General features: G+C 65.4%; 17 protein-coding genes. 12 read left to right on the top strand and 5 right to left on the bottom strand.

The genetic code is table 11. The annotated features are described in order from the left end of the window. Positions 1 to 91: 91 nt before the first annotated feature. Positions 92 to 1,186, bottom strand: coding sequence for a phosphoribosylformylglycinamidine cyclo-ligase (gene purM, locus RQH62_RS01425; protein ID WP_311266956.1), 1,095 nt, complete (start codon positions 1,184 to 1,186; stop codon positions 92 to 94). 226 nt (positions 1,187 to 1,412) lie between these two features. Here purM and RQH62_RS01430 point away from each other — a divergent pair, with 226 nt between their 5' ends. The 6 genes from RQH62_RS01430 (at position 1,413) to argB (ending at position 8,734) form a co-directional block, all read left to right on the top strand. Next, positions 1,413 to 2,678: a heavy-metal-associated domain-containing protein gene (locus RQH62_RS01430; protein ID WP_311266957.1), complete on the top strand. Its 1,266-nt coding sequence runs from the start codon at positions 1,413 to 1,415 to the stop codon at positions 2,676 to 2,678. Beyond that, positions 2,675 to 3,313 (top strand): chromosomal replication initiator DnaA, encoded by a 639-nt coding sequence (locus tag RQH62_RS01435; protein WP_311266958.1) that lies wholly within the window; start codon positions 2,675 to 2,677, stop codon positions 3,311 to 3,313. Before RQH62_RS01430 ends, RQH62_RS01435 begins: the two co-directional genes overlap by 4 nt. 3 nt (positions 3,314 to 3,316) lie before the next feature. After that, a complete protein-coding gene (locus tag RQH62_RS01440; protein WP_311266959.1) occupies positions 3,317 to 5,458 on the top strand; it encodes an RNA degradosome polyphosphate kinase in 2,142 nt (713 codons plus the stop codon). Further along, entirely contained in the window at positions 5,455 to 6,972 is a 1,518-nt protein-coding gene (locus RQH62_RS01445) for a Ppx/GppA family phosphatase (protein WP_311266960.1), read from the top strand. Before RQH62_RS01440 ends, RQH62_RS01445 begins: the two co-directional genes overlap by 4 nt. Positions 6,973 to 7,027: 55 nt before the next feature. Continuing rightward, complete coding sequence (locus RQH62_RS01450) at positions 7,028 to 7,708, top strand: queuosine precursor transporter (RefSeq protein ID WP_311266961.1); 681 nt, start codon at positions 7,028 to 7,030, stop codon at positions 7,706 to 7,708. Between the two features lie 108 nt (positions 7,709 to 7,816). Further along, positions 7,817 to 8,734, top strand: coding sequence for an acetylglutamate kinase (gene argB, locus RQH62_RS01455; protein ID WP_311266962.1), 918 nt, complete (start codon positions 7,817 to 7,819; stop codon positions 8,732 to 8,734). Between the two features lie 110 nt (positions 8,735 to 8,844). Here the strand turns inward: argB and RQH62_RS01460 are convergent, their stop codons facing one another. After that, positions 8,845 to 9,369, bottom strand: a complete 525-nt coding sequence (locus RQH62_RS01460) for a GNAT family N-acetyltransferase (protein ID WP_311266963.1) — start codon at positions 9,367 to 9,369, stop codon at positions 8,845 to 8,847. Positions 9,370 to 9,504: 135 nt separating this feature from the next. On the opposite strand from RQH62_RS01460, the gene RQH62_RS01465 reads away from it, so the two are divergent. From RQH62_RS01465 to RQH62_RS01485, 5 genes are read left to right on the top strand one after another with little or no spacing between them, the layout of a single operon-like run. Then, the gene (locus RQH62_RS01465) at positions 9,505 to 9,819 is read left to right on the top strand and encodes a YggT family protein (protein WP_184269699.1); all 315 of its coding nucleotides are present in this window, start codon (positions 9,505 to 9,507) and stop codon (positions 9,817 to 9,819) included. Between the two features lie 35 nt (positions 9,820 to 9,854). Beyond that, complete coding sequence (locus tag RQH62_RS01470; protein WP_311267497.1) at positions 9,855 to 10,142, top strand: DUF167 family protein; 288 nt, start codon at positions 9,855 to 9,857, stop codon at positions 10,140 to 10,142. Further along, positions 10,139 to 11,032 carry a bifunctional methylenetetrahydrofolate dehydrogenase/methenyltetrahydrofolate cyclohydrolase FolD gene (gene folD, locus RQH62_RS01475; RefSeq protein ID WP_311266964.1) on the top strand — a complete coding sequence of 298 codons (894 nt, stop codon included), beginning with the start codon at positions 10,139 to 10,141 and terminating at the stop codon, positions 11,030 to 11,032. Before RQH62_RS01470 ends, folD begins: the two co-directional genes overlap by 4 nt. Next, entirely contained in the window at positions 11,029 to 11,691 is a 663-nt protein-coding gene (locus RQH62_RS01480) for a DUF4440 domain-containing protein (protein WP_311266965.1), read from the top strand. Before folD ends, RQH62_RS01480 begins: the two co-directional genes overlap by 4 nt. Further along, positions 11,688 to 12,308, top strand: a complete 621-nt coding sequence (locus tag RQH62_RS01485; protein WP_311266966.1) for a MarC family protein — start codon at positions 11,688 to 11,690, stop codon at positions 12,306 to 12,308. The genes RQH62_RS01480 and RQH62_RS01485 overlap by 4 nt, the downstream gene beginning before the upstream one ends. Positions 12,309 to 12,406: 98 nt before the next feature. Here RQH62_RS01485 and RQH62_RS01490 read toward each other — a convergent pair whose 3' ends face one another. Further along, positions 12,407 to 13,087 (bottom strand): OmpA family protein, encoded by a 681-nt coding sequence (locus tag RQH62_RS01490; protein ID WP_311266967.1) that lies wholly within the window; start codon positions 13,085 to 13,087, stop codon positions 12,407 to 12,409. A gap of 148 nt (positions 13,088 to 13,235) precedes the next feature. Here RQH62_RS01490 and RQH62_RS01495 point away from each other — a divergent pair, with 148 nt between their 5' ends. Further along, positions 13,236 to 14,552, top strand: a complete 1,317-nt coding sequence (locus tag RQH62_RS01495) for a hemolysin family protein (protein ID WP_311266968.1) — start codon at positions 13,236 to 13,238, stop codon at positions 14,550 to 14,552. A gap of 107 nt (positions 14,553 to 14,659) precedes the next feature. Here RQH62_RS01495 and RQH62_RS01500 read toward each other — a convergent pair whose 3' ends face one another. Next, the gene (locus RQH62_RS01500; protein WP_311267498.1) at positions 14,660 to 15,238 is read right to left on the bottom strand and encodes a GNAT family N-acetyltransferase; all 579 of its coding nucleotides are present in this window, start codon (positions 15,236 to 15,238) and stop codon (positions 14,660 to 14,662) included. 33 nt (positions 15,239 to 15,271) lie between these two features. Continuing rightward, complete coding sequence (locus tag RQH62_RS01505; protein ID WP_311266969.1) at positions 15,272 to 15,907, bottom strand: cytochrome c family protein; 636 nt, start codon at positions 15,905 to 15,907, stop codon at positions 15,272 to 15,274. Positions 15,908 to 15,953 lie beyond the last annotated feature (46 nt).

Below are 15,953 nucleotides of genomic sequence, written 5' to 3' on the forward strand. Positions count from 1 at the left end.
CGTATCGAAGGATGTTCGCGCTTGAGCGGGATGCTTCGATACGGGCCTTCGACTTCGCTCAGTCCCTACTCAGCACGAACGGTTCTTTTTCTCAGCCCAGATGCGTGGCGGACCAGCCGGCCTTGGCGCTCCAGGTTTCGGCGCTGCCTTTCACCGTGCAGCCCTTTTCGCCTTCGCTGATCGCGCCGATGCGGAAGACGGTTTCGCCCGCATCCTCCAGCGATTTCGTCACGGCAGCGACATGGGCTTCGTCCACGGCCAGCACCATGCCGATGCCGCAGTTGAAGGTGCGCGCCATTTCTTCCGGCTCGATATGACCCTGCGCCTGGAGGAAGGCCATCAGGCGCGGCTGTTCCCACGCATCGGCGTCGACCGTGGCATGGGCGCCTTCGGGCAGGACGCGGGGAATATTCTCCAGCAGGCCGCCGCCGGTGATGTGGGCAAGCGCATTGATCATGCCGGCGCGAACCAGCGGCAGCAGGCTCTTCACGTAAATCTTCGTGGGGGCCATCAGCGCGTCGATCAGCAGCACTTCATTGTCGAAGATGGCCGGGCGGCCGAGCTTCCAGCCCTTGTCGGCGGCGAGGCGGCGGACCAGCGAGAAGCCGTTCGAGTGGACGCCCGAGGAGGCGAGGCCGATCAGCACGTCGCCGGTCTTCACCCGGTTGCCGGTCAGCGCCTTGGACCGTTCCACCGCGCCGACGCAGAAGCCGGCCAGATCATAGTCGCCCGGACCATACATGCCCGGCATTTCGGCGGTTTCGCCACCGATCAGCGCGCAGCCGGCCATGCGGCAGCCCTCCGCAATGCCGGCGATGACGCGCTCGGCCACGCCCGACTCCAGCTTGCCGGTGGCATAATAGTCGAGGAAGAAGAGCGGCTCGGCACCCTGTACGATCAGGTCGTTGGCGCACATGGCGACCAGGTCGATGCCCACGCCGTCATGGCGATCATGGTCGATCGCCAGTTTCAGCTTGGTGCCCACGCCATCATTGGCGGCGACCAGCAGCGGGTCGTCATAGCCAGCGGCCTTCAGATCGAAAAAGCCGCCGAAACCGCCCAGTTCGGCGTCGGCGCCGGGGCGGCGGGTGGCCTTGGCCAGCGGGGCGATGGCACGGACAAGGGCGTTGCCGGCGGCGATGTCGACGCCAGCCTTGGCGTAGCTGTAGGATTCGTTGTCGCTCATATTTTCGGCCCCTAGAGCAAAGGGGCGGAAAACGGAACCTTCGATGTTGCTGGCATCTGTCCTGACGCCTGCTCCCCGTTCGCCCTGAGCCTGTCGAAGGGCGAGCGCGCGCCCTTCGACAGGCTCAGGGCGAACGGTGCTGGTTTAAGAGCGCTGTGGCGAAAGGTGGGGATAAGTCGCGCCTTGCCGCTTGGCATCGCAGGCAATGTTCGCCAAAAGGGCGCCCGTGAGCCTGAGCCAGACCCTTCCCCGCCCGGCAGCCTTTGTGCGGTTGCTTTCGCGGCCCGTCCAGATCATCGTCGCGATTCTGATCGGCCTCGCCGCCGCCGCCCTGTTCGCCCAGATGGAAGGCGAGCGCGGCGTGCCGCCGATCGCCAGCGGTGGCGATTTCGAGGTGCGCGGGGTCAAGGTCGATGTGCAGGCCAAAGATGCTGACACGGCGCGCTATGCTGGATGGCGCATGGCGCAGCGGCAGGCGTGGCGGATGCTGTGGAGCCGTACCCATGGCGGCGGCGGTGCGCCGGCTCTGTCCGATTCGCAGATCGAGGCGATGGTGTCGGGCATCGAGGTCGAATATGAGCAGAACGGCCCCAATCGCTATGTCGCGACGCTGGGAATCCTGTTCGATCGCGCACGGACCGGGGCGTTGCTGGGCGTATCCGGCAATGTGATGCGGTCGCCGCCTTTGCTGGTGATTCCGGTGCTGTGGGATGGCGGCAGCGCCGTATCCTATGAGCGGACGAACGAGTGGCAGAAGGCCTGGGCGCGATACCGCACCGGGGACAGCGCGATCGACTATGTGCGCGTGGCCGGCTCCATCGCCGATCCGATCCTGCTGAACGCTGGCCAGACCGGGCGGCGCGGGCGCTTGTGGTGGCGCGTACTGCTCGACCAATATGGCGCGGCTGATGTGGTCGTGCCGATCGCGCGGCTGGACCGGGCCTATCCCGGTGGTCCCGTTACGGGCACCTTCACCGCGCGCTATGGCCCGGACGACAGCCTGATCGGCAGCATCACGCTGCGCGCGTCCAATGACAGCGGCATCCCGCAGATGATGGACGAGGGCGCGCGTCGGATCGATGAACTCTATATCCGCGCGCTCAATGATGGTCGCCTGCGGCCTGATCCCTCGCTTGTCATCGAGGAACCGGTCGACCCCGCTGCGCTGGAAATCGAGAATGCGGTCGAGGCGCCGGTCGAGGCGGTCGACCTGCCGACGGTGGCCACCAGCGGCGCCAGCTTCACCATCCAGTTCGACACGCCCGACGTCGCGTCGGTCGGATCGGGCGAGGCGAGCGTGCGGTCGATCCCCGGCGTGCGGCTGGCCAATACGAGCAGCCTGGCGCTGGGCGGGACGTCGGTGATGCAGGTCAGCTTCGACGGCACGGCCGACATGCTGCGGGCGGGCTTGCAGGCGCGCGGCTTTACCGTCGCGGCGTCCGGCAACACGCTGCGGATCACGCGGCGTCAGGCATCCCCGCCGCCGCAATGACCCAGATCAGCCTGCCCTTCGAACGGCATGGGGGATCAAGCGAAGGTGATTTCCTGGTCAGCGATGCCAATCGCATCGCCGTCGCCCATCTGAAACGGTGGCGCGAATGGCCGCTGTCGATCAGCGTGCTGACCGGGCCTTCGCAATCCGGCCGAACCATATTGGCCCGCCACTTCGCGCAGATGAGCGGGGGCGAGGTGATCGACGACGCGCAAGCATGCGACGACCATTTTCTCTTTCACGCCTGGAACGAGGCGCAGACCGCGCACCGGCCGTTGCTGATGATTGGTGATGCGGCGCCGTCCAATTGGGACGTGACGCTGCCCGACCTGCGATCGCGGCTGGCCGCCGTGCCGCATGTCGCGATCGAGGCACCGGACGAGTTGCTGGCGCGCGCGCTGATCTGCCGCGCGTTCGATCTGGCGGGCGCCAGCTACGCGCCCGATGTGCCGGACTGGCTGCTGCGCCGGATCGAGCATCGTTATGACGCGATTGCGCAAGTGACAGGGCTGCTGGATCGCGCGGCATTGTCATCTGGACGCAAGATTTCTGTCGCAATGGCGAAAGAGGCTCTGCAATCCGCAGGCTTTCTGCCTATAGTCCCGTCCGATCCTCCCCCTCCGCAACGCGAGTAATCCGTGGCCGAAGCCGATCCCTCCGCCAGCCTGGCGCTGCCCAGCGACCGTTATTTCAATCGCGAGCTGTCCTGGCTGGCGTTTAACCAGAGGGTGCTGGAGGAGGCGATGAACCGCGCCCATCCGCTGCTGGAGCGGTTGCGGTTCCTGTCGATTTCGGGCGCCAATCTGGATGAATTCTTCTCCGTCCGGGTGGCGGGCCTGAAAGGGCAGCAGTTGCAGGATGTCGACCTGCGCTCCGCCGACGGGCTGACCCCGGCGCAGCAACTGGCCGCCATTACCGAGGAAAGCGCGCGGCTGATGCGGGCGCAGCAGAAGGTGTGGGGCGCGGTCCATGCCGAACTGGCGCAGGTGGGGATTGAGGTGATCGGCCCGTCAAGCGAGATGGATGTCGGCTGCGCGCAATGGCTGCGCGAACATTTCCTGACGCAGATTTTCCCGATCCTGACGCCGCAGGCGCTGGACCCGGCGCATCCTTTCCCCTTCATTCCCAATCAGGGTCTGTCGATCGTCTTCGATCTGGAGCGCCTGTCGGACAAGCAGCCGATCCGCGAACTGGTGATGATCCCGTCCTCGCTTGCCCGCTTCGTGCGGATACCGGGCGAGCCGGTGCGCTATATGGCGCTGGAGGCGGTGATCCGACGCTTTTCCGCGGACCTCTTCCCCGGTTATCGGGTGCGCAACAGCGGCGTGTTCCGCATCATCCGCGACAGTGATATCGAAATCGAGGAAGAAGCGGAGGATCTGGTCCGGTACTTCCGTAGCGCGATCAAGCGGCGCCGGCGCGGGCGCGTGATCCGCATGGAGATTGAAGAGCGCATCCCCGAACCGGTCGAGGAGATGTTGCAGGACATGCTTCAGGGGCATGAGGCGATCGTCGACGAGGTCGAGGGCTTCATCGGTATCGGCGACCTGTCCGGCATCGTTGATACCGATCGGCCCGATTTGAAGTTCGAGCCTTATGTGCCGCGCTTCCCCGAGCGGATCCGCGAATATGGCGGCGATTGCTTCGCCGCGATCCGGGCAAAGGACATCGTCGTCCATCATCCCTATGAGGCGTTCGACGTCGTCGTGTCCTTCCTGAAGCAGGCGGCGTCCGACCCCGATGTGGTGGCGATCAAGCAGACGCTGTATCGCGCGGGCAAGCAGTCGGCGATCATCCGCGCGCTGATCGACGCGGCGGAGGCGGGCAAGTCCGTGACCGCCGTAGTCGAATTGAAGGCGCGGTTTGACGAAGAGCAGAACCTGATGTGGGCCGACGCGCTGGAGCGCGCCGGCGTGCAGGTGGTCTATGGCTTCATCGACTGGAAGACCCACGCCAAGATTTCGATGGTGATCCGCCGCGAGGGGGGGCAGTTCCGCAGCTACTGCCATTTCGGCACGGGCAATTATCACCCGATCACGGCGCGCATCTATACTGACCTCAGCTTCTTTACCGCCGATCCGGCCTATAGCCGCGATGCCGCCGCGCTGTTCAATTATATCACCGGCTATGTCGAACCGAAGCGGCTGGAAAAGCTGGTCATGTCGCCCCGCGACCTGCGCAATACGCTGAGCCAACTGATCGACGCGGAGATCGAGCATGCGCGGGCCGGGCGGCCGGGGACGATCTGGGCCAAGATGAACAGCCTGGTCGATCCGGCGATGATCGAGAAACTCTATGCCGCGAGCAATGCCGGGGTGCAGGTCGACCTTATCATCCGGGGCATATGCTGCCTGCGGCCGGGCGTGCCGGGCATGTCGGAGAATATCCGGGTGAAGTCGATCGTCGGCCGTTTCCTGGAGCATAGCCGCATCGCTGTGTTCGGTAATGGCAAGGCGCTGCCCAATAATGGCGCCAAGGTCTTCATCAGTTCGGCCGACTGGATGCCGCGCAATTTCGACCGTCGGGTGGAGTTTCTGGCGCCGGTGGAAAATCGGACGGTCCATGACCAGATTTTGGATCAGGTCATGGTCGCCAATCTGATCGACACCGAACAAAGCTGGTCGCTGGACAGCGATGGCCATTATGCGCGGCTGGAACCGGGTGACAAGCCGTTCAACCTGCACCGCTATTTCATGACCAACCCGTCGCTGTCCGGGCGTGGGGCGGCGTTCGACAATGAGGCGGTGCCGACGTTGCGCCTGCGGGGCTTTACTGCATGAATTCGATGCTGAGTCGGGTGCGCGCTGTCGCCGAGCAGATGACGACATCGCCTGAACCGGCGCATGCGCGCATCGCGATCATCGACATCGGGTCGAACAGCGTGCGTCTGGTCGTGTATGACGGGCCGCGCCGCATCCCCTTCATCCTGTTCAACGAGAAGGTGATGGCCGGGCTGGGCGCGTCGCTGGCGCGGACTGGCACGATCGAACCCGAAGCCATGGATCGCGGCCTACGCGCCGTGGGGCGCTTTGCCCATCTTTGCCAGGCGATGAAGGTGACCGAGATACGCTGTGTCGCCACGGCTGCGGTGCGGGATGCGACCAATGGCGGGGAATTTATCGCCCGCGCCAGGGACATGGGCCTGACCGTCGAATTGCTGACTGGTGCGCAGGAGGCGATCGGCGCGGCGATGGGCGTGCTGTCGGGCATTCCCGGCGCGGACGGGATCGTTGGCGATCTGGGCGGCGGCAGTCTGGAACTGGCGCGGGTGCGCAATGGTGCGATCGAGCAGACGATTTCGCTGCCGCTGGGCGTGCTGCGGCTACCGCAGATACGGGCGAAGGGGCCGCGCGCGCTGGAGCGGACGGTTGCCAAGATGCTGGACAAGGCGGGATGGGCGGTGGAGCCTGACCTGCCCTTCTATCTGGTCGGTGGATCGTGGCGCGCCTTGGCGCGGTTCGACATGCAATTGACCAGCTTTCCGCTGCCGGTCGTCCATCAATATGAGATGAGCGCGGCGCGGGCCGAGCAACTGACCCGGATCGTCAGCCATGTCGACCGGACCCGACTGAAACAGATACCGGCGATGACCGGATCGCGCGTGCCGACCATGCCGGATGCGACCGCCTTGCTGTCGATCGTGGTGCGGCAGTTGCGGTCCAGCCGGATGATCGTGTCGGCCTATGGCCTGCGCGAAGGGTTGTTGTATGAGGATCTGCCGGAGGATATCCGCGCGCATGACCCGCTGCTGGTCGCGGCCGAGGCCGAAGGGGAGGCGCAGGCGCGCTTTCGCGGCCATGGCGACCGGATCGACCGCTGGATCGCGCCGCTTTTCCCCGATGATGATGCCGCTGCCCGGCGCATTCGCCGTGCCGCCTGCCTGCTGGCCGATGTGAGCTGGCGCGCCAACCCGGATTTCCGGGCAGAGCGGGGCGTGGAGATTGCGCTGCACAGCAACTGGGTGGGGATTACGGCGGCCGAGCGGGCGATGCTGGGGCAGGCGCTGCACAGCCATTTCGGTGGCGGAATGACAGCGCCGATGGAACTGGACCGGATCGCGAAGGCCGACGACCTGCGCCGTGCGGCGCTGTGGGGGCTGGCGATCCGGCTGGCCCAGCGGCTGTCGGGCGGGGTCGAAGGGCCGCTGGCGGTGTCGCATCTGGAGCGGCATGGCGATCGGATCGACCTGCATCTGAGCGATGGTGACGCCGATCTTTATGGCGAGGCGGTCGAGCGGCGGCTGAAGAATCTGGCGCAGGCCATGGGGCTGAAATATCAGTTGCTGGCGGAGTAGGGCACAGGCGCCGCAGCATCTTCCCCCCGACGGTGAATATCGGTAAGGGCGGGCGATGACTGCTTCGCCCGCGCCCATCAGCCGTTCGCTTTTTGCCTTCTCGATCTTCTATGGCGGCATGGTCTGCATCGCCGGCGTGCTGGGGAACAAGCAGGTCGCGCTGGGGCCGCTGTCCGCGATCGGGCCGATGGTCGGGCTGGGGCCGCTGGCGGTAGAGGCGGGGATCTTCGCCTTCCTGTTGTTGGTGACGATTTCCAGCGCGGTGGCGGAACTGCATGGCCGCAAGGTCGCCAACCGGCTGGTGCAGATCGGCTTCCTGCCACTGATTGCCTCGATCCTGATTTCCATCCTGGTGCTGGCCGCGCCGGCAGCCGGGGACATGGACCCGGAGCGGGCCAAGGCCTTTGCCATGATGATGGGGGGCACGCCGCGTATCTGGCTGGGCGGGATCATCGCCTATGGCATTTCGCAGACGCTGAACGTCACTCTGTTCGCTGCGCTCAAGGGTCGGGAAGGGAGCCGGATGCTGTGGCTGCGCGCTGCGACGGCGAGCATATTGTCGCAGATTGTGGATACGTTGCTGTTCGTGTCGATCGCTTTCTATGGCGTGTTCCCGATCGGCGAACTGCTGTTGGGGCAGATGCTGGCCAAGGTGCTGCTGTCGGCGATATTGGTGCCGCCGGTCATCTATCTGCTTGTAGGGCTGGGGCGGCGGCTGGATCGTCCGGGCGCGTAAGTGAGACAGCGAGTTAGACAGTTGAATCGCTACGGCGGTTTTCGTTACTTAGCTAACTAATTAAATCGCGGGCGCGCGCAAAACTTGCGGTGCGCAGCATATGGTCTTATGCGCGCGCGCATGAACAGCAAGCACGCTCCCGATCCCGCGCTCCTCGCGAAGGCCGAAACCCTTGTCGAGGCGCTGCCCTATATGCAGCGATATGCGGGCAAGACCTTCGTCGTGAAATATGGCGGCCATGCCATGGGCGATCCCGAAGCCGCGCGCGACTTTGCCGAGGATGTCGTGCTGATGAAGGCGGTGGGCATCAATGTCGTCGTCGTTCATGGCGGCGGGCCGCAGATCGGCGCGATGCTCAAGAAGCTGGGCGTCGAATCGCAGTTTATCGGCGGGTTGCGCGTGACCGATGCGGAAACCGCCAAGATCGCTGAAATGGTGCTGGCCGGTTCCATCAACAAGGAAATCGTCGGCTGGATCGCCGGCGCCGGTGGTCGGGCCGTGGGCATTTCGGGCAAGGATGGCGGCCTGGTCCTGTGCGAGAAGGTCGCAGGCAAGCGCGAGGCGGACCCCAATTCGGGGATCGAGCGCAATGTCGACCTGGGCTTCGTCGGCGATCCGGTATCGGTCGACCGCCGTATCCTGGATACGCTGGCCGCCAGCGGCATCATTCCGGTGGTGGCGCCGGTCGGCATCGGCACGGACGGCCATACCTATAATGTCAACGCCGACACGATGGCGGGTGCGATCGCGGCGGAGCTGAAGGCGTCGCGCTTCTTCCTGCTGACCGATGTGGCGGGCGTGCTGGACAAGGAGAAGAATCTGCTGACCGATCTGGACCCGGCGGCGATCGAGATATTGCAGGCGGACGGCACGATCAGCGGCGGCATGATCCCCAAGCTGGAAACCTGCGTCCGCGCGGTCGAGGGCGGCGTGGACGCGGCGGTCATCCTGGATGGCCGGGTGCCGCATGCGATGCTGCTGGAAATCTTCACCGATCGCGGTGCGGGTACGCTGGTGCGAAAGTAAAAACGACCCGTCCCCCTCTCCTGACGGGAGGGGGCACGGTGCGTTGCCTGTGATGCAGGCTTGCTACGCTTGCCACCCACCCCCGACCCCTCCCTTGGAAGGGGGGGGATTTAGTTGCGGATGAGCAGACGGGGGTCTTTCCAGGCGACGCGCTTTTCCGGCAGCGTCCGACCGTCCGGGCCGGGCTTGTCCCAATCCTCGACCTCCATGCCGCCGCGTGCCGCATAGAAGCCGCGCGCGGCATCATTTGCGGTATAGCACCACAGGAACAGGCCACCGTCCGGCCAGCCCGCCAGCGCCCAGCGCGCCGCCTGATCGAGCAGCGCGGTGCCGATGCCGCCGCCCTTGGCCGATGGCAGGGCGTGCAGATTATCGACCAATGTTCCCCAGCGCGGATCGGCGCCGCCCACTACGCAGGTGAAGCCGATCGCTTGTCCATCCCGCTCCGCGATGATGATCCGCTGGCCCGGTTGCGGCGTATCCAGCCGTTGCGTCCATGTCGCCAGCCGTTCCGCCTCGATCGGGCCGGCGAGATAGGCGGGGTCCATGATGTGCGCATAGGCGATGCGCCAGCTGGCGACATGGATGGCGGCGATCAACGGGGCGTCGGCGGGGAGGGCGTCTCGAAATACCATGCCTCTTCTATAGCGCGCCTGTCGATTTTGTCCCGCCGTTGGTGGAATAAAGCCGGAGGGCTGCTTGTCCCGGCGGCGCCCCGCCGCTAGATACAGCGTCACATTCGCGGCAGCGCAGCATGGAAGGCCGGTAGCTTGTTCGAACTTCTCAACGCCCTGAACGGCATCGTCTACATCGTGCTGGAAGCGATCTGGTGGATCATCATCGTGCAGGCGGTGCTGAGCTGGCTGATCGTGTTCAACGTGATCAACACCTCCAACGAATATGTCCGCAACGGCCTCTATGCGCTCGACCGGATGACCGAGCCGCTCTACCGCCCGGTGCGCAAGTTCATGCCCGATCTGGGCGCGCTGGACCTGGCGCCGATGGTGGTGCTGCTGGCGATCATCATATTGCAGGGGCCGATCCGGCAGAATCTGTTTGCGGCGCTGATGCGGGCCGTGGCCTGAACGCTGTATGGAGCGCGGCCGGCGATGACCTGCTGCTGAGCGTCCGGCTGACGCCGGGATCGGCGAAGGAAGCGATCGGCGGTGGCTGGACCGATGCGCAGGGCGCGTGCTGGCTGATGGCGCGGGTGCGCGCCGTGCCCGAAAAGGGCCGGGCCAATGATGCGTTGATCGCTTTATTGTCGAAACGGCTGGATTGGCCGCGCAGCGCGATTTTGCTGGAATCGGGCGATACCAACCGGCTAAAGCGGTTGCGGATTATTGGCGGGGGCGCGGCGGCAGCGCGCCTGACCGCCCACATCGCAACATGGGTAGAACAGACATGACCATCGGCAAGATCATCGACGGCAAGGCCTTTGCCGCAACCCTGCGCGACAAGGTGGCCGACGGCGTCGGCGCGTTCGTGGAAGCGACCGGGCGCAAGCCGGGGCTGGCGGTGGTGCTGGTGGGCGAAGACCCGGCGAGCAGCGTCTATGTCCGGTCCAAGGGCAAGATGACGGTTGCGGCCGGCATGGAGAGCTTCGAGTTCAAGCGCCCGGACAGCATCGGCGAGGAGGATCTGCTCGACCTGATCGAGGAACTGAACCAGGACGACCGGGTCGACGGCATATTGGTGCAGTTGCCGCTGCCCAAGCATATCAACGAGGCCGCCGTGATCGGTGCGATCGACCCGGCCAAGGATGTGGACGGGTTCCATGTCGTCAATTCGGGGCTGCTCGCGACGGGGCAGGAGGCGCTGGTGCCGTGCACGCCGCTGGGCTGCATCATGCTGCTGAAGGATGAGCTGGGCGACCTGTCCGGGCTGGAAGCCGTAGTCGTTGGCCGGTCGAACATCGTCGGCAAGCCGATGGCGCAGTTGTTGCTGGCGGAAAGCGCGACGGTGACGATCGCGCACAGCCGCACCCGTGACCTGGCCAGCGTGGTGCATCGCGCCGACATCGTCGTCGCTGCGGTGGGCCGGGCCGAGATGGTGAAGGGCGAGTGGATCAAGCCGGGCGCGACCGTGATCGACGTCGGCATCAACCGCATCGCCGACACCGAAGATGGCAAGAGCCGGATCGTGGGCGACGTCGCCACCGCCGAGGCGCTGGCCCATGTCCGCGCCATCACCCCGGTGCCGGGCGGCGTCGGGCCGATGACGATCGCCGTGCTGCTGCGCAATACGCTGGTCGCGGCGCATGCCCGCGCGGGCCTGACCAAACCGGCGGGCCTGTGAGGGCGCGGCTGGCACTGTTGATGGTGGGGGCGGTGGCGCTGGTCGCCGCGAAACCGCCGCTGCGGTTCCAGCCCGATCCCAGCAGCGTGATCGCGGCGGAGATCGCCTTTAACCGGCTGGCGCAGGAGAAGGGGCAATGGACCGCCTTTGCCGAGACGGCCGCCGACGATGCCGTGATGTTCGTGCCGCAGAAGGTGGTGGCGAAGGACTGGTTGCGCAGGCAGGCGAATCCGGCGGCTTCGGTGAGCTGGGCGCCGTCCATCGTCTATGTGTCGTGCGGGGGCGATCTGGCGGCCAGCACCGGCAACTGGAAGCGGCCGGACGGGTCTGTGGGGTATTTCACGACTATCTGGCGGCGCGATAAAAAGGGCCGCTGGCAGTGGATCATGGACCATGGCGATACGCTGAGCGTCGCGCGGGAGGTGCCGGAATTCCTGAGCGGCAAGGTCGCCACCTGCAAGCGGCCGGCGGAAGGGGCGCCGATGGGGCCGCTACCCGCTGGCAAGCCGGCCAAGGGCGCCCCGCCGCCTCCGCCCGACGAAAGCCTGATCTGGAGCGCCGATGTGGCGACCGACGGCAGCCGCCATGTCAGCGTGCGGATGTGGACGGGCAATGATTATCAGACAGTGATCGACGATAGAGTGAAGGCCGGATCATGATCGAATTGTTCATTTCTGCCTTTGTCACGCTGTTCGTGGTGATCGACCCGCCGGGCTGCGCGCCCATTTATGCCAGCCTGACCAGCGGCGCGAGTCACGCGCAGCGGCGGGCCATGGCGATCCGCGCGGTCGGTATTGCGGCGGCGATCCTGCTGGTCTTCGCCCTGTGGGGCAAGCAGTTGCTGGGCGTTCTGGGCATCGCGCTCGACAGTTTCCGCATCGCCGGCGGCATCATGCTGTTCATGATCGCGATGGACATGGTGTTCGAGAAGCGGACCCAGCGGCGCGAGGACCGGGCGCAGAAGATCACGACCGAAGAGCCGCATGTCGAGGATGTGTCGGTATTTCCCATGGCGATGCCGATGATCGCCGGTCCGGGGTCGATCGCGACCGTCATGCTGTTGATGTCGCGGGCCAATGGCATGGCGGAGCGCGGCGTGGTGCTGGGCGCGGTGGTGCTGACGCTGGCGCTGATGCTGGGCGCGTTGATCGCGGCGGGGCCGTTGATGGCGATGCTGGGGCGCAAGATCGAGGCGGTGATTACCCGCCTGCTGGGCGTGTTGCTGGCGGCGCTGGCGGCGCAGTTCGTGATTGATGGGTTGAAGGCGAGTTTTTGATGGGGTGGGGTGGTTGCCCACCCCGCTGCGACTAAATTCGCTTCGCTCGTTAAGTCTCGCTGCCCCTCCCGCAAGCGGGAGGAGAGCAGGCTGGAGCATTAACCCTTCACATCGGCTTCCGTTACCGGGGCGATCTTGATTTCGACGCGGCGGTTGGCGGCCTTGCCTTCTTCGGTCGCGTTGGAGGCGATCGGCTGCGTCTCGCCAAAGCCGCGGGTGCCGATGCGGGCGGACTGGACGCCCTTGCTGGTCAGATAGGCGGCGACCGACTGGGCGCGGCGTTCGGACAGCGTCTGGTTATAGGCGTCCGCACCGTCGCTGTCGGTATGGCCGTACACGTCGATATAGGTCTTGGGATATTGAGCCAGGACCGAGGCGACGTCGTTCAGCGTCGGCTGGAATTGCGGCTGAACGTCCGACTTGTTGTAGGCGAAGGTGATGCCCGAGGGCATGCGCAGCAGCAGATTGTCGCCGTCGCGAATCACGTCCACGCCGCTGCCGGCGGTTTCTTCGCGCAGCTTGCGTTCCTGAGCATCCATATAGGCGCCGATACCCGCACCCGCGACGGCGCCGATGCCCGCGCCCAGAATCTTTTCGGTGCGGTCGTTGCGGCCGCCGACCAGATCGCCGAGCAGATAGCCACCGAGCGCGCCGCCGATGCCGCCGATCGCGGCCTTGGAGATGCTGCGCTGGCCGGTCTGGGGATCGGTGGTGCAGGCGGTGGTGGCGAGCATGGCGGCGAGGCCGGCCGCGCCGATGATACGGTGAGAAATCCTCATGATCCTGTTCCCTTGTCTGTCGTCCGTTCGGCCGAATACGGCCTTAATGGCTCAACAAGGACGTTTGTTCCACATGCGAACTGAACCAATGATGATGCCGATGTTGTGAAATTGAAAGAATAACGGTTATAGGAGGTAGTTGACCACCATGGCCACGATCCCCCCCCACAATCCGACGCCCTTTCCCTGGGTAGACCTTGTCATCATTCTGGCGCTCGTCGCGGTGAATGGTGTCTTTGCCATGTCCGAGCTGGCCATCGTGTCGGCGCGCAAGCCGCGCCTGCAAGCGATGGAGAAGGCCGGACGCAGCGGGGCCAAGGCCGCGCTGGCGCTGGCTGCCGATCCGGGGCGGTTCCTGTCCACAGTGCAGATCGGCATCACGCTGATCGGCATCATATCGGGCGCCTATTCGGGCGCGAGCCTGGGCGGGCCGGTGGGCGAGCGGTTGCAGGGGCTGGGCCTGTCGCCCAATAGCGCCGAAAATGCCGGCTTTGCGCTGGTGATCGGTTTGACCACCTATGCCTCGCTGATCGTTGGCGAACTGGTGCCCAAGCAGTTCGCGCTGCGTGCGCCGGAGCCGATCGCCGTGCTGGTGTCGGTGCCGATGCAGTGGCTGGCCAGGCTGACCGCGCCGGTCGTGTGGGTGCTGGATGCGTCGAGCGGGCTGATTTTCAAGGCGTTGGGGCTGGCCCGCGAATCGGAAAGCCATGTCACCGCCGAGGAACTGCACCTGATCGTCGCGGAGGCGAGCAAGTCGGGCGTGATCGAGGAAAGCGAGCGGGCGATCATTTCGGGCGTCGTGCGGCTGGCCGATCGGCCGGTGCGCGAGGTGATGACGCAGCGGATGGATGTCGACTGGATCGACATCGCCGCCGATGACGCCACCATTCGCAGCCGCTTGCTGGAAACGCCGCATACCCGTCTGCCGGTGGGGCGCGGGTCGGTGGAAGATATCATCGGCATCGTTCAGGCGCGCGATATCATGACTGCGCTGTTCCGGGGCGAATCGCTCAATGTGGAAAGCCTGATGCGCAGGGCGGAGGTCGTGCCCGATCAGGTCGATGCGATGGACGCGCTGGAAGTGCTGCGCCGGTCCGACGTGCCGATGGTGATGGTCCATGACGAATATGGCCATTTCGAAGGGATCGTGACCCCGGCGGACCTGCTGTCGGCGATTGCCGGCCATTTCGCGTCGGACCGCGACGCCTATGACGAACCGGACATGGTCGAGCGCGAGGATGGCAGCCTGCTGGTGTCGGGCCAGATGCCGATCGACCAGCTGGCTGAGCGGATCGGTATCGACCTGTCGGAGGAGCGCGACTATGCGACCGTGGCGGGCCATGCGCTGTGGCTGATGCGGCGCTTGCCAGAGGTCGGCGATTATATCGACGATCAGGGATGGCGATTCGAGGTCGTCGATATGGACGGGCGCAAGATCGACAAGCTGCTGGTGGCGGCGCGGTAGGTTTTGTGAACTGGATACTCGATCCGTTCCTTTCGAGCGTGTCGAGAAACGGCTAGGGCAGCGCTTCAGGCTTCTCGACTTCGCTCAAAGCGAACGGGGGGTGAGGCTTACAGCGTCTTCACCCAGAATTGCATTTCGTGGTCGCTGGCTGCCTCTTCGCCCGGTTCCTTCCAGTTGAAATGGCCGATGAGGCCATCGACCGGCGCATAGCCGCGCTTGTGCCAGAAGGGGTCGAGCGGGCTGTAGTCTGCGGGACGGGCCGGGTGGTCGGCGGGGCGGATCACGGCGCAGAAGCTGGCCATGGCGAAGCCCAGTTCGCGGGCTTTCGCTTCGCGCCGGTCGAAAAATGCGTGGCCGACGCCATGGCCGCGCCATTGCGGCAGCAGCACCGATTCCCCGAAATAATAGATATGGCCGATGTCCATGCCGCGTGCGCGAAAGGGCTCGGCAAAGGCGGCGGCATGATCGGCCATGGGGGCGGCGGTGGCGGCGCCGACCAGCTGTTCGCGCCCGTCCACCTGCGCGAAGGCGCCCGCGATCAGCGCGCCGGGACTTTCCGCATAGGCGGTCAGATAGCCGCGCTCATAGCCGCCGCTGCCTTCATACAGATAGGGATAGTCGCGGAAGACGGCGATGCGCAGCTGCGCCAATGAATCGAGCGCGGCAACCAGTGCCGCGCCCGTCAGATCGCGTATCTCGATGCTATCGGTGATTGCCGCTTACTCGCTGGCGTTGGCAGCGTTTTCGGCCGGGGCTTCCGCGCCGTTGGCGGCGTTGGCGGCGTTGCCGGCTTCGGCCGCGTTCGCGCCTTCGGCGGCCGGGGCAGCGTCCGCGGCGGGCAACGGCAGGTTGGACCCCTGCGTGTTCAGCCAGGCGATCAGGTTGGCGCGGTCGGCCGGGTTGCCAAGGCCGGCGAAGGTCATCTTGGTACCCGGCGCAAATTCGCGCGGGCTCTTCAGCCAGTGATCCAGCGCTTCAAAGGTCCAGGTGCCACCCTTGCCCTTGAGCGCTTCGGAGAAGGCGAAGCCCGCCTTGCCATGGCCGATTTCCTCACCGACCGTGCCGTAGAGATTGGGACCGATGCCGTTGGCGCCGCCCTGATTGACGGTGTGGCAGGCGGCGCATTTGGCGAAGACCTTTTCACCGGCGGCGACGTCCGCACTGGCGAGCAGGGTGTTGAGGCCGGGGCCGCTGGCCGCGCCGCCTTCACCCTCTGCTTCGACGCCTTCGATGGCATAGCCCATCTTTTCGGGCCGTTCTTCATGGAAGATCTTGGAACTGACGATCGCGCCGCCGAGCGCTACGATCCCTGCAAACAACGCCCAACCCGCTGCGGTATTGAAACGATCGCCCATCTCGCTCGACTTCCCTTGCCTTATTGTTATGGCGGCTGTCTTCCGC

The organism is Sphingobium sp. WCS2017Hpa-17 (genome assembly GCF_031843765.1).
In the GTDB taxonomy this organism is placed as follows: Bacteria; Pseudomonadota; Alphaproteobacteria; order Sphingomonadales; family Sphingomonadaceae; genus Sphingobium.